Here is a 12,731-nt window from a genome sequence, read left to right as displayed (position 1 = left end):
TCCTTTAATGATCATTCATCGATTTCTGTCACTTCGTCTGACGCGTTCAACTCAAGTTTGACGGAACCACCAACTCGGACGTCATCATCTTGTTCCATGTTTGATGCACGAGAGTACGATTTTTGCGCACCATTCTGTTCAATGATGATCTCTTGATTCGTTATTTTAGAGAGTGTACCGCGGACTTCTTGCTCCCGTGCATCGTTACGGTCTTCATCGCGTGTATCATTACGATTTTCGTCGTCATCTTCCCGATCAAGCTCACGGACTTGACCGTCTGCATTCAATTCGATTTTTACGATATCCCCAGATTTCGCAGCGTCACGTTCCGCACGATCCGCCATTGCGTAGATCGTCTCTTGTCCCTCTTGTTCGAGTGTCAATTCACTTTGTGATAGGGCACGAAGGATGCCGTACCGTTCATTCGCATCGTTCGATGAATCATTTGAACGATTGCCATCGTCCTCTCGGTCATTGCGATCATCTTGATCTTCTCGCTCAAGTTCCGTGATTTGCTGATTCGCATTCAAATCGATTTTAACCCAATCGCCTTCTTGCACGTCTTCGCGTTCGACTGACGATGCAAAGTCATACGTCTGAGCGTCACCGTTAACGTCGATCGTCATCGAACGATCCGATAGTTTCTGCAATGTGCCTTCGATTTCTTGATCGTCACGCATGGAAGCAGGAAGCTTTTGTTCGACTTGGCGCGAAGCAGCTTCGACTTTTTGCTCTGCCTGCTGTGAAGTGGTGACCGTCGAGTTGACGAGAGAGTGTCCTGGGCCTGTGAGGAGTAGGAACGCACCGGCTCCTGTTAAGACTGTACCCGTTACGGCAAGTGTAGCGATTCCTTTTTTGAAGCGTTTATTTCCTTTATCTGTTCGTTTTTCAGTCATGATGATGTCCTCCTTTAAGTAGTGGCTGTTGTTCTTATACATAGAATAACCAGACCACGTGAAAGGAAACTGAGGAACAGATTAGAATTTGATGAGAATTAGATCGTCTTGATGATCCGAGCTGGATTTCCACCAACGACGCTGTTTGCCGGTACATCCTTGACGACGACACTACCTGAGGCAATAACTGCATTATCTCCGATCGTCACACCGGGATTGATGACCGCGCGTCCACCGATCCAGACATTGTTCCCGATGACGACCGGTTTTCCTAATTCATAACCGCTATTGCGCTCGACAGGATCGAGTGGGTGGGTCGCGGTATAGATATGTACTCCTGGAGCAAGCATGCAGTTGTCGCCGATCGTAATCGGACAAATATCGAGCAAGACACAGTCATAGTTGGCATAAAAACGAGCCCCTAACGTAATGTTGTAGCCATAATCACATTTAAAGGTCGGTTCGATGTAAAAGTCGGCTTGCTCCGTCTGAAATAATTGTTGCAAAAGCATCTTTCGCTTGGCACGATCATGGACACTCAATTGATTAAACTCATAACAGAGCGATTGTGCCCGGATGCGGTCGGCCACAAGTTCTGGATCTTGTGCTAAATAGAGTTCCCCTTTAATCATCTTTTCTTTTTCAGTCATCTGATTCACTCCTTCATCGTTATTACTTTCATTAGACTAAATGGCACCGGGTGATGCAACTGATATCCCGTTAAGACACGCGAAAACAGGATAGCCGAAGCTACCCTGTCGAGATTCGATCCTTATGCTAACTCGATTCCACCTGTGACACCATAGATTTGCGCTGTGACATAGCTTGCAGCGTCTGAAGCAAGGAAGACATAGACATCAGACAGTTCGACCGGTTGACCACTTCGTTTCAGTGGTGTTTCCTGCCCGAACTCTGGAATGTTCTCGCTTGGCTGACCACCCGAGATTTGAAGCGGTGTCCAAATCGGACCAGGTGCGACGGAGTTGACACGGATTCCTTTTGGCGCGACTTGTTTAGCGAGTCCACGCGTGAAACCGTTGATGGCAAACTTCGTCGAAGCGTAATCTAAGAGATTCGCGCTTGGATTATATCCTTGGACAGATGTCGTCGTGATAATCGAAGCGCCTTCCTTTAAGAGTGGCAAGGCTGCCTTGACGACCCAGAAGAGGGAGAAGACGTTGATTTCGTATGTCTTGCGTAATTGCTCCGTCGAAAGGTCGAGAATGTTTTCGACAGCTTGTTGTTTACCCGCGACAAGTGCCAAAATGTCGAGTCCACCGAGTGATTCGTGTGCTTCTTTGACGAGTTGTCCACAGAACGCTTCATCACTTAAATCACCAGGTAAGAGATATGCTTCTTGTCCCGCTGCTTCAACGAGTGCTTTGACCTCTTCAGCATCCTGTTGTTCTTCCGGTAAGTAGTTAAGGACGATATCAGCCCCTTCACGTGCGTAGGCGATTGCTGCTGCTCGGCCGATGCCGGAGTCGCCACCCGTAATCAGTGCTTTTTTGCCGATCAATTTGCCAGAACCTTTATAACTTTCTTCTCCACAATCGGGAACAGGTTCCATTTTTGCTTGAACCGCTGGAGCGTCCTGATATTGTTTTGGGAAATCGTCATTGAAGTATTGTGTTAACGGATTTTTCGATGCAGCCATGTAAACATTCCTCCTGAAAGTTGGTTTTGGTATAGGTTGTATGTTCCCTCAACAAGTCGGATTAAACGTTTTTGATGGTAGTAAATTTGGAAATTGATGGTTTACACTCGAAAAAGAGGAGTGTGAAGAAGATGATTGCTGGACTTTATGAAGCCCATTTACCGGTCAAAGAGCTCGAACGATCGATTGTCTTTTACGAAGAGTTAGGTCTTGAATGTGCGTTCCGAAATGAACGCGTCGCTTTCTTTTGGATCGAGCACGGTAAGAGTTGGTTGGGGCTATGGAAAGCAGGTCAAGCTGAGTTACCGTATCATCCGTCGATTCGCCATGTTGCGTTTCGGATGGAGCATGAAAATATCGACAAAGCACAGGACTGGTTAAAGGAGAGAGGGATTGAAGTTCGATCAGCCTTCGGTGTAGCAGGAGCAAATCAACCGCTCGTTCTCGATAATCATCCACATGCGCACGCAGCAATCTACTTCGAGGATCCAGATGGTAATTCACTCGAATTGATCGCACCGTTACGCTTTGATATGGAGACGATGAACGGAACGATGTCGTATCAGGACTGGCAGCATCTTTATCAGATTGAAACGGAAAAATGAAGAGGTGACTGTAACGTTCAGTCATTGATTACGCATTCAAATCGCAAACTGCATGACGTGTTCTTTTATAGAAAACGGTTCGAAATGAACAAAAAGTGCAATCTTTCTCCTCATAATAGAGAAAAATTGCACTTAATCTATCTTGCAATAAATTTAGACACGAGCTGATTGGCGCTCGCTCATTGCTTGTAGAGCTGCTTGGTTTAGTAAGTTCCACGGTTTGTTGTAGTGCGGTTGGAAGAAGAAATCGACGAAAGCGAGCTCTTCAAGTGTCATGTCATTTTGAATCGCGACAGAAAGTGTGTTCATTGCCTGTGTCAAATCAACTTTTGAGATGATTTGTGCACCGACGACACGATGTGTTGCCGTCTCGAAGACGAGCTTCAATTGGACGTCTTCTGCTGTTGGCATGAACTCTGGACGATACGCATCTGTAACTGTCGTGCTGCTCACTTCAAGTCCGAACAAGGGTGCCGCTTCTTCTGTCAAACCAGTCGACGCGATGTTCAAATCATATAAGCGAAGACCAGATGTGCCTTGTGTTCCTTGGTAACGAATCTTTGGCGCGAGTAAGTTTTTTCCGATGAGCGTACCCATCCGGACAGCATTCGTTGCGAGTGGAATATAGGCATGTGTCCGAGCTGGGTTGTAATAGACGGCACAGCTGTCACCAGCAGCAAAAATGTTCGGGTTGCTCGTCCGCATATAATCGTCAACGATGATGGCACCGTTCGGTAACATATCGACTTGTCCTTTTAAGAGTTCCGTGCTTGGGCGGAAACCGACACAGAGAATGACGAGATCCGTTTCAAATGTGCCTTTATCTGTAACGACGTGTGTGACAGCACCGTTTTCTCCTTTGAAGCTTTGGACGGTTTGTCCAAGTTCAAGACGAATGCCGCGATCTGTTAATTCGCGTTCAATGACGTCAGTGAACGAGCGGTCGAGGTATTTGTTGAGAATGCGATCTGCACTGTCGATGAACGTAACATCTTTTCCGTAGGCTTCAAACGCTTCGACGAGTTCAGCACCGATATAGCCTGCACCAACGACCGTGATCCGCTCTGCATCTGATGCTTTTTCGATGATTGTTTGAGCGTGGTGATAGTTTTTACAGAGCTCGATCTGATTCAACTCAATACCCGGAAGCATTGGAATGATCGGCCAAGATCCAGTCGTCATGATGAGTTTATCGTACGTATCGTGAACGACTTCACCAGTCATGAGGTTTTTCGCAACGATCGTTTGACGTTCACTATCGATTTCAAGTACATCATGTTTCAGACGCATCTCGGCTCCGAGCTCAGCAAGTTCACTTGGTGACGAGTAAAATAGCGATTCCGCGTGCTTGACGACACCACCGACGTGAAGTGCGATCCCACAAGAGAGAAACGATACATTGTCATTCCGCTCATAAACGGTGATCTCGACATCTTGTTGTGAAGCGAGTTCTTTGACTGCTGCTGTTCCTGCGTGTGTACATCCGATGACTGCTACTTTCATGGGTAAAGTCTCCTTTGTGTTTTGTTTGTGATGTAAATCACATTCATTTGATATACTTAGTGTAATCCTTCGCAATTTCACTTTCAAGTAGTTTGTTCAACATTGAGCATAATCTTGTCTAAATTGTGAATGAGTGAGCAAAAGTGTTTGGATTGTATGAAGAATGCGTAAAACTGTTTTAGTTACTGAAATTCGGGTTATAATGAAAATAGATTTTTAATGAAGGGGTGGAAACCGATGGATACCGAGAGGACCAATCATCTATTCAGCTTACCTGATTTTTAGCAGTACCGGTCAAGACGAACAAGACGGTAATGGCTTATAAAAATCAGGGAGAGCGAAAATAGATGAATACCCAAACGGGACGTATAAAACCTCTCCCACGATGTAAATGGGAGAGGACAATAAAACATGAAACGAATCGCAACCATCTTAACCGGAACGCTGATCATGGCGTTCGGTTACTACACATTGAATGAACAGTTCGGATTAGCAGAAGGCGGCTTTATCGGATTATCGTTGCTTGGTCGATACTTTTTTGATATCAATCCTTCGATCTCGATGATCGTGCTCGATATTCCATTTTTCATCGGTGCCTTGTACTTCAAAGGCAAGCGTTTCGTCAGTGAAGCATTACTATCAGCAGGTGCGTTATCACTCTTTTATGAAATGTGGCACCGACTCGATTTGTTCCACTTTCCAGAACAGGCTTGGCCAGCGACACTCATCGCAGCGATCGCTAGCGGAATCGTGACCGGATATGGTCTCGGACTTGTTTTGAAAAGTGGAGCGGCAACAGGTGGAGACGATCTACTGTCGATGGGACTCAGCAAACTGACAGGTCTATCGATCGGAACGATTTTGTTCGGACTCGACGCCATCGTGTTAGTGATTTCACTTGTTTATCTGCCACTTAGCTTGACGTTATACACATTACTGGCCGTAGCGATCGCCGGTCGTGTCGTTGCTGTCATGACACGGGAGCCTATCATCGTACCGGCACCTGTCGTAAAAAGAGTGACGCAGTAAAACGGAGAATATCTAAAAAAATCATGTATCGGATTCGACATCGTCGAGTCCGATTTTTCAGGTTCATTAATTAGAAAATAAGTTCAAAGGAGAACGATTAGATGATTCGACAAGCACATGCTTCTGAAGCACAACAGATTGCCCCGTTGATTGAGCAAGCGATTCATGAGATTGCTGAGACATTGACGGGAACGACAGAAAAAGAAGAGGTTCTAGAAAGGCTCGCTTATTTCGTTTCCCAAACCGGAAACCGGCTCAGTCATGAGAACATCCTCGTGAAAATCATCAAGGACGAAGTAGCGGGCATCGTGATCGCTTATGCCGGAACAGAGGCGAAACAACTCGACGAACCAATTAAAGAACATTTGAAACAGTGGACAGGTCAAGACGTCCAGATCGACGTCGAGACGGAAGGACCGGTCTATTACCTGGATACCTTATCAGTGGATGCGCGTCATGGTGGAAAAGGAATTGGTACGGAACTGTTGCAGGCAGCAGCGGAAGTAGGCGAGAAACAGGGACTACAAGCGTTTACGTTAAACGCTGATCAAACGAACGTTGGAGCGCAACGACTGTATCGCCGCCTTGGCTTTAAACCGGTCCGGACGATTGAAATTAGTGGCGGTACCTTTGATTATATGGAACGTCGTTACGATATACAGCAATGAAAAAACCATGTCGATCTCCACAGTGTCATTCGGGAATCGACATGGTTTTTATAGTCATGCCATCATGGCATCGTTAGTTGATACAAATCGCTTGCGCGTCTTCTGATTCGTATCGGGCATCACTCGTAAAGCGGAAGCTTGGTGTAGACATGAAGAGGTTCACCTTAGCACTCCGTTTTCATAACATTTTTGCTTAGTTAAATGGTTTGAGTGCGTCCGTAATCCGTTCACCTATCATTTTGGCCGTGATGTCACCTTTTTCAACGAGCGCGAACCATTCGTTCGCATCTTTAGTGATTTGCGCTACTTTTTCTTTACCGAGACGGTTTTCAAGCGTGGGTTTCATCGCAACGATGAATAGGTTAGCTTCCATTGCTTTTGCCCGCGCTGTATCGATGTCTTTCTTCTCGATTGCTTCTTGTGTTTCTTCATGAGATTCGTCGACTTTTTCCGTCAACGCTTGTGCGAATAATCCTTCGATTTCTTTGTAAGAAACGTCAGCTGGCTTTGTCTTCGAGAAGTCATAACGTTCTTTTAGTATTTTGACAGCCTCTTCCTCGCCATCCGCTAAAGATTTTTCAACTGCAAGGAAGGAAGCATATCCTTCTGCTTGCCCTACCTGTAATTCTTTTTCGTCCGTCCCGCTTTTGACACCATCCTCGATTTTTTGAGCATAATCGAGTGCAGCCAAGTAGAACGAACGATAAATCGATTTATCCGTCACTTGTTTCGCGACATTGAAGTCACCGATTTTTTTAGTATCAATGGCTTCTTGCTGGGCAGATAGACCGGAAATAATTGCTTGAGCAATCGCGTCTTCATTTTTGAAATCGTAGCTTACGTCGCACTTTTTCGCTGTCGGGATGAAAGTGGTCCTGGCCATTGCTTCGACATCTTTGAGTGCTTCTGTTGCAGCTTCCGGTTTACCCGCAACGAGTGCTTCTTCAGCTTTTGCTTGAGTTGCCTTTTGTAATTGATAGAAATAGGATTGTAGACCTTTATCGACGAGTTGACGTGCGATGTTCTGATCGAGATTCTTCGCTTCAACATCTACTAAAGCGGATTGAATGACTTGGTCGATTTCTGGTGCTACCGTTTTGACACCACCTTTTAGTTTTGCCTCATAACTCGTCTTGACCATCTTCCAATCCATTGCTTGTCCGTCTTTCGCTTTGTCGAGTTCTGCTTTGATCGAGCTGTAGATCGTCAATTCATCTATCAATGTCGTTGCAGCGATTCCAGCATCCGCTGATTTCGTTTCTGTCGACTGCTCTTCTTTCGGTACAGTCGTATCGGTTGCGTTCGAACCGCAGGCAGCTAAGATGCCAGCTAACATAAAGATCGAAGCTACTTTTATGCGCTTTTTCATAATCGTGACCTCCTACAAAAGTGATAAGAAGTTTCTATCATGTAGTTGTTTTCAGAAATCTGAACGTAAGGAGAATAATTCATATTTTTAATTGAACTTTAAATAAAAAACGGCTTTGGAATAAGAATCCAAAGCCGTCCAAAATCAAAAATCAGAACTGTTCATACAGTTTTGTCAAATACGTATAGACTTCGTCCGATGCTTGGAACATCATGACAGAATGTCCGAAGATCGCTGCTGGATTGAAGCCGTGATCCAGATCAATTGTCGATGCGATCGTGACATCACGGTCGCTATCGAGAACGACGCGGAAGTATTTGAACTCTTGGTTGAAATCGTTAATGGCATTAAGAATCGGAAGATCCTCGACACCATCTGGTACGTGTGTCACCGTACGAGCGAACAATTCGACATCTGTCGTCGTCTTACTGAAGACGATCATCATCATCGGTTCTGCTCCTGCAGGTGTTTTTTCTTGTGTCATGAAGAAGACGTGTGTCTCATTCTCACGTGCTTCCATTGGAATGCCTTTTTCAACGAGGAAAGCTTGGAAAGCTTCTAAGTGTTGTTGCTGTTGTGGCGCGATTCCTTGTTCGTTTGTTTCGGGTTGACGATCTTGGTGAATCGGTGTCACTTTATTGTTCTCGTTTGATTCGTTCGAGTTACGTTCCTGGTCCATTGCAAAATCCCCCTTTATATACTATAGATTTAGTTTCAAGCATTTCAGAAGGAAATGCAACTAATGTCCGTTCAGATAGGAAGAAAATACAAAACGAATGGGATATGTCATATCTGTGAAGCCGCAAGCAACTGACTTGAAAATACATACCTAACAGGGTATATTGAGTGGCAGATAGAAAATCGAGGAGGAATCATCAGATGAAAACGATCATCGTAGGCGGCGTCGCTGGTGGCGCTACGGCTGCAGCACGACTGCGTCGGATTGACGAAACGGCAGAAATCATTTTGCTTGAACGAGGAAAAGAGATTTCGTTCGCGAACTGTGGACTGCCTTACTATATCGGAGATGTCATCAAAGATCGCAATAAATTACTCGTCCAAACGCCAGAAGGCATGCATGCACGGTTTAATTTAGATGTCCGCAATTTGTCGGAAGCGATTCGGATCAACCGTGAAGCGAAGACAGTCACGATCCGCAACGTCGAAACGGGTGAAGAATACGATGAATCGTACGATCATCTGATTCTTTCTCCAGGTGCAAAACCGATTCGTCCGAACATTCCGGGATTGAGTGATGCATCGAACGTCTTTACGTTACGGAATATTCCAGATACGGACCGAATGCGGGAATACGTCGATACGACGCGTCCGGATAAAGCACTTGTCATCGGCGGTGGTTTCATTGGTCTCGAGATGGCGGAAAATCTCGCTGAACGTGGGGCGCACGTCACCCTCGTCGAGATGGCGAATCAAGTCATGGCTCCAATTGACCCGGAAATGGCAGCGATCGTTCATGAACATCTTCGTGCGAAAGGTGTCGAGTTGATTCTAGAAGATGGCGTTGCTCGTTTTGAAGAGGCAGGTCGTCGTGTCGTCTTAACGTGCGGACGCGTGATTGAGACAGAGATGAATATTCTATCGATTGGTGTTGCACCGGAGAACACGCTCGCAGCAGATGCTGGTTTAACACTTGGAATCAAACAGACGATTCAAGTCGACGACCAACTGCGGACATCCGATCCATCAATCTTTGCGATCGGTGACGCGATTGAAGTCAAAGATTATATCACGAAGGAAGCGACACATGTTCCGCTCGCATGGCCGGCAAACCGTCAAGGACGCCTCGTTGCTGACATCATCGCAGGACGCGATGTCCGGTACAGCGGCACACTCGGAACAGCGGTAGCAAAAGTCTTCGACTTGACAGTCGCTTCGACCGGCAACAACGAAAAACGGTTACGTCAGCTCGGTCTACGTTATGAAGCTGTGCACCTGCATCCGGGATCGCATGCGGGGTACTACCCAGGGGCGAGTCCAATTTCGATGAAGTTACTATTTGATCCGATCGAAGGAACGATCTACGGAGCGCAGGCAATCGGTATGACAGGAGTCGAGAAACGGATCGATGTCCTCGCGACAGCGATCAAAGGTGGATTGACAGTGCTTGATCTACCAGATCTTGAACTATCATATGCACCGCCGTATAGTTCAGCGAAAGATCCGGTCAACATGGCAGGATATATTGCGTCGAACATCGTTCTTGGTGACAGTGCGAACGTTCATTGGCACGAAATTGACGCGATCGTCGCCAATGGCGGCTTATTACTCGATGTCCGTGAACCATCGGAAAACGAGTTAGGCGCGATTCCGGGATCGGTCAATATCTCGTTACCGACGTTACGTGAGAAGTTGACTGATCTGCCGAAGGATCAAACGATCTATGTGACATGCCAAGTCGGATTACGTGGATATGTTGCGAGCCAACTATTGCAACAACACGGTTATGATGTGAAAAACTTAAGCGGCGGCTACAAAACATGGTCGGTCGTCCATCGTGATCAAGAAGCGCGAAGCCAAGTGAAGGAGGAGACAGCTGTGACGGTAACGGAGCGTGAGCCGAAAACGAAGACTACACCGGAACAAGTGACGCTGCTCGATACGTGCGGCTTACAGTGCCCAGGTCCAATCTTAGAGCTGAAAACAAAAATCGATCAGATGACGGACGGCGAGCAAATTTTCGTTAAGGCATCGGATCCAGGATTCTTGCCGGATGTTCAAGCATGGGCGAAAAAACTAGGTCACACGGTCCATTCAGCTGAAATGAATCAGGGAGTCGTCGAGGTCTTGCTTGAAAAAGGGCAAGGGGAGACACCTGCTGCAGCACCGGTTCAAGTCAATCCGGCAGATGATGCGACGATGGTCGTCTTCAGTGGTGATCTTGATAAAGCACTTGCCTCTTTCGTCATTGCGCAAGGTGCACAAGCGATGGGGAAACAAGTGACGATGTTCTTTACGTTCTGGGGCTTGAACATCATTCGAAAACCGGATGCTCCTGCCGTCGAGAAAGCCGGTATTGAGCGGATGATGGGGATGATGATGCCGAAACACGCCGGGGAACTGCCACTCTCGAACATGAATATGGCAGGTGCTGGTCAAAAAATGATGAAAAAAGTCATGAAGGATAAACAAGTCGATGCGCTCGAGACGATGATGGCAAAAGCGCAAGCGGCGGGTGTCCGCATGATTGCCTGCACGATGTCGATGGATATCATGGGCATTAAGAAAGAAGAACTCCTCGACGGCATTGATTACGGTGGTGTCGCGAGTTATCTCGGCGCAACAGATGGTGCTAACCTGAATCTGTTCATCTAATAAAAGAATTAACTATGTGAACGTGTTAAACCTGACATCTGATGTGAGGTTTAACACGTTTTTTATGTTCTGAGTTATAAGTGAGTTTGATTTTTCAAAAAAAATTGCGTATGATAAATCACATGTGAAAAAAACTTACATACAAATAGAGAGAAAAGATGGATGAAAGTGAGGAGTTTTGATGGAAAAGGAATTAATGAGGTTAGTGAATAGAGTCAGTGATTTGTTATGGACAAATGTATTGATCACACTGCTAGTCGTGTTAGGTATTTATTTTACACTTCGAATGCGGTTCGTTCAATTCCGGATGATTCCGGAGATGGTTCGCTTATTGTTCCAAGGAACAGATGATGGAAAAGACGGTGTCTCTCCATTTCAAGCATTCGCAATCAGTACGGCAGCGCGTGTTGGTACCGGAAACATCGCGGGTGTAGCGGCTGCAATTGCACTAGGTGGTCCAGGAGCAGTTTTTTGGATGTGGTTGATTGCCTTAATTGGATCGGCATCAGCATTCGTTGAAAGTACACTTGCTCAGATTTATAAGGTACGTGACGGAAAAGAATGGCGTGGTGGTCCAGCCTATTACATGGAAAAAGCGCTTGGACAACGGTGGTTAGGAATCGTCTTTAGTGTTCTGATCACGATCTCATTTGGTTTTGTCTTCAACTCTGTCCAATCGAATACGATTTCCTTGTCACTGCAAAGTCAATATGGTGTGGATAAGATGTGGATTACGGTCGGATTGGTCGTCTTGACGGCACTGATCATTTTTGGTGGTGTTCGTAGTATTGCGACAGTCGCTTCGTTTATGGTTCCAATCATGGCAGGTGGTTATATCCTGATCGCCCTGTATATCATGGTGACGAATCTTGAAGTATTACCGAACGTCTTTAAATTGATTTTCCAAGAAGGATTATTCGAATTTAAGACACTAGCAGGGGGAGCAATCGGAGCGGCCGTTTTAAATGGTATTCGTCGCGGTTTGTTCTCGAACGAGGCCGGTATGGGTTCGGCACCGAACGCAGCAGCAACGGCTGAAGTCTCCCACCCGGTCAAACAAGGCTTGATTCAATCATTCGCGGTCTTCGTTGATACGTTGATGGTCTGTTCGGCGACAGCGATGATTGTTCTCGTCAGTGGTGTTCCGACAAAAGATGCGAATGGAGATGCCTTAGCCGGTATTGATTTAGCGCAAGGGGCACTTGCGTCGCAAGTTGGATCACTTGCGACAGGATTCATGGCACTTGCCATCTTCCTCTTTGCCTTTAGTTCTGTCGTTGGAAACTACTATTACGGTGAATCGAACATCACGTTCATCCGTGACAATAAACAAGTCATGATGGCATACCGTGCACTCGTCCTCGTCATGATCGTCTTCGGTTCACTTGTCGAGTCGGCTAGTCTCGTTTGGGCTTTAGCGGACATCTGTATGGGACTGATGGCAATCGTTAATCTATATGCGATTTTCCGCCTCGCAAAAATCGCGAAGCTTGCGCTCGATGATTACGTGACACAACGAAAAGCAGGAAAAGAGCCGCGTTTCTATGCGGATTCAATTCCGAACTTGCCAGGAAAACATACGCTTGAAGCATGGCATGGGTCAGAAGAAGACGAAAAAGCGATCTAAGAAAAGAGAGTCAGAGAAATCTGGCTCTTTTTTTTGTATAGAAC

The 12,731-nt window shown here is 46.1% G+C and carries 11 protein-coding genes; 5 read left to right on the top strand and 6 right to left on the bottom strand.

What is annotated here, in order from left to right; genetic code table 11:
* Window positions 1-11: 11 nt before the first annotated feature.
* The 3 genes from VJ374_RS15010 to VJ374_RS15000 all read right to left on the bottom strand — a co-directional run bounded on the left by VJ374_RS15010 (window position 12) and on the right by VJ374_RS15000 (window position 2,553).
* On the bottom strand, window positions 12-896 hold the full coding sequence (locus VJ374_RS15010) for a hypothetical protein (RefSeq protein WP_329469453.1): 885 nt from the start codon (window positions 894-896) through the stop codon (window positions 12-14).
* Window positions 897-994: 98 nt separating this feature from the next.
* Entirely contained in the window at window positions 995-1,546 is a 552-nt protein-coding gene (locus VJ374_RS15005; RefSeq protein ID WP_035412148.1) for a maltose acetyltransferase domain-containing protein, read from the bottom strand.
* A gap of 122 nt (window positions 1,547-1,668) precedes the next feature.
* Entirely contained in the window at window positions 1,669-2,553 is an 885-nt protein-coding gene (locus VJ374_RS15000; RefSeq protein WP_329469452.1) for an SDR family oxidoreductase, read from the bottom strand.
* A gap of 131 nt (window positions 2,554-2,684) precedes the next feature.
* Here VJ374_RS15000 and VJ374_RS14995 point away from each other — a divergent pair, with 131 nt between their 5' ends.
* Window positions 2,685-3,158, top strand: a complete 474-nt coding sequence (locus tag VJ374_RS14995; protein WP_035412154.1) for a VOC family protein — start codon at window positions 2,685-2,687, stop codon at window positions 3,156-3,158.
* Between the two features lie 153 nt (window positions 3,159-3,311).
* Here VJ374_RS14995 and VJ374_RS14990 read toward each other — a convergent pair whose 3' ends face one another.
* A complete protein-coding gene (locus tag VJ374_RS14990) occupies window positions 3,312-4,661 on the bottom strand; it encodes an FAD-dependent oxidoreductase (RefSeq protein WP_214856639.1) in 1,350 nt (449 codons plus the stop codon).
* Window positions 4,662-5,072: 411 nt separating this feature from the next.
* On the opposite strand from VJ374_RS14990, the gene VJ374_RS14985 reads away from it, so the two are divergent.
* The gene (locus VJ374_RS14985; protein ID WP_311246954.1) at window positions 5,073-5,690 is read left to right on the top strand and encodes a YitT family protein; all 618 of its coding nucleotides are present in this window, start codon (window positions 5,073-5,075) and stop codon (window positions 5,688-5,690) included.
* Window positions 5,691-5,791: 101 nt separating this feature from the next.
* On the top strand, window positions 5,792-6,358 hold the full coding sequence (locus tag VJ374_RS14980; RefSeq protein WP_329469444.1) for a GNAT family N-acetyltransferase: 567 nt from the start codon (window positions 5,792-5,794) through the stop codon (window positions 6,356-6,358).
* 193 nt (window positions 6,359-6,551) lie between these two features.
* On the opposite strand, the gene VJ374_RS14975 is transcribed toward VJ374_RS14980, so the two are convergent.
* Both VJ374_RS14975 and VJ374_RS14970 read right to left on the bottom strand, forming a co-directional pair.
* Entirely contained in the window at window positions 6,552-7,727 is a 1,176-nt protein-coding gene (locus VJ374_RS14975) for a hypothetical protein (protein WP_329469442.1), read from the bottom strand.
* Between the two features lie 151 nt (window positions 7,728-7,878).
* The gene (locus VJ374_RS14970) at window positions 7,879-8,406 is read right to left on the bottom strand and encodes a type III secretion system chaperone family protein (RefSeq protein ID WP_023469644.1); all 528 of its coding nucleotides are present in this window, start codon (window positions 8,404-8,406) and stop codon (window positions 7,879-7,881) included.
* 200 nt (window positions 8,407-8,606) lie between these two features.
* Here VJ374_RS14970 and VJ374_RS14965 point away from each other — a divergent pair, with 200 nt between their 5' ends.
* Together VJ374_RS14965 and VJ374_RS14960 are read left to right on the top strand one after the other, a co-directional pair.
* Complete coding sequence (locus VJ374_RS14965; RefSeq protein ID WP_329469441.1) at window positions 8,607-11,060, top strand: CoA-disulfide reductase; 2,454 nt, start codon at window positions 8,607-8,609, stop codon at window positions 11,058-11,060.
* 181 nt (window positions 11,061-11,241) lie between these two features.
* Window positions 11,242-12,687 (top strand): alanine/glycine:cation symporter family protein, encoded by a 1,446-nt coding sequence (locus VJ374_RS14960; protein WP_329469439.1) that lies wholly within the window; start codon window positions 11,242-11,244, stop codon window positions 12,685-12,687.
* Window positions 12,688-12,731 lie beyond the last annotated feature (44 nt).

The sequence above is a fragment of the Exiguobacterium sp. 9-2 genome (assembly GCF_036287235.1).
In the GTDB taxonomy this organism is placed as follows: Bacteria; Bacillota; Bacilli; order Exiguobacteriales; family Exiguobacteriaceae; genus Exiguobacterium_A.
This window is presented reverse-complemented; position numbering and strand designations above follow the sequence as displayed.

What these genes read in the sequence shown, in the direction of transcription:
- VJ374_RS14990 (WP_214856639.1), bottom strand. Translation starts at nt 4,661, where the DNA reads ATGAAAGTAGCAGTCATCGGATGTACACACGCAGGAACAGCAGCAGTC.
- VJ374_RS14960 (WP_329469439.1), top strand. Translation starts at nt 11,242, where the DNA reads ATGGAAAAGGAATTAATGAGGTTAGTGAATAGAGTCAGTGATTTGTTA.
- VJ374_RS14965 (WP_329469441.1), top strand. Translation starts at nt 8,607, where the DNA reads ATGAAAACGATCATCGTAGGCGGCGTCGCTGGTGGCGCTACGGCTGCA.
- VJ374_RS15010 (WP_329469453.1), bottom strand. Translation starts at nt 896, where the DNA reads ATGACTGAAAAACGAACAGATAAAGGAAATAAACGCTTCAAAAAAGGA.
- VJ374_RS14985 (WP_311246954.1), top strand. Translation starts at nt 5,073, where the DNA reads ATGAAACGAATCGCAACCATCTTAACCGGAACGCTGATCATGGCGTTC.
- VJ374_RS15005 (WP_035412148.1), bottom strand. Translation starts at nt 1,546, where the DNA reads ATGACTGAAAAAGAAAAGATGATTAAAGGGGAACTCTATTTAGCACAA.
- VJ374_RS14970 (WP_023469644.1), bottom strand. Translation starts at nt 8,406, where the DNA reads ATGGACCAGGAACGTAACTCGAACGAATCAAACGAGAACAATAAAGTG.
- VJ374_RS15000 (WP_329469452.1), bottom strand. Translation starts at nt 2,553, where the DNA reads ATGGCTGCATCGAAAAATCCGTTAACACAATACTTCAATGACGATTTC.
- VJ374_RS14995 (WP_035412154.1), top strand. Translation starts at nt 2,685, where the DNA reads ATGATTGCTGGACTTTATGAAGCCCATTTACCGGTCAAAGAGCTCGAA.
- VJ374_RS14975 (WP_329469442.1), bottom strand. Translation starts at nt 7,727, where the DNA reads ATGAAAAAGCGCATAAAAGTAGCTTCGATCTTTATGTTAGCTGGCATC.
- VJ374_RS14980 (WP_329469444.1), top strand. Translation starts at nt 5,792, where the DNA reads ATGATTCGACAAGCACATGCTTCTGAAGCACAACAGATTGCCCCGTTG.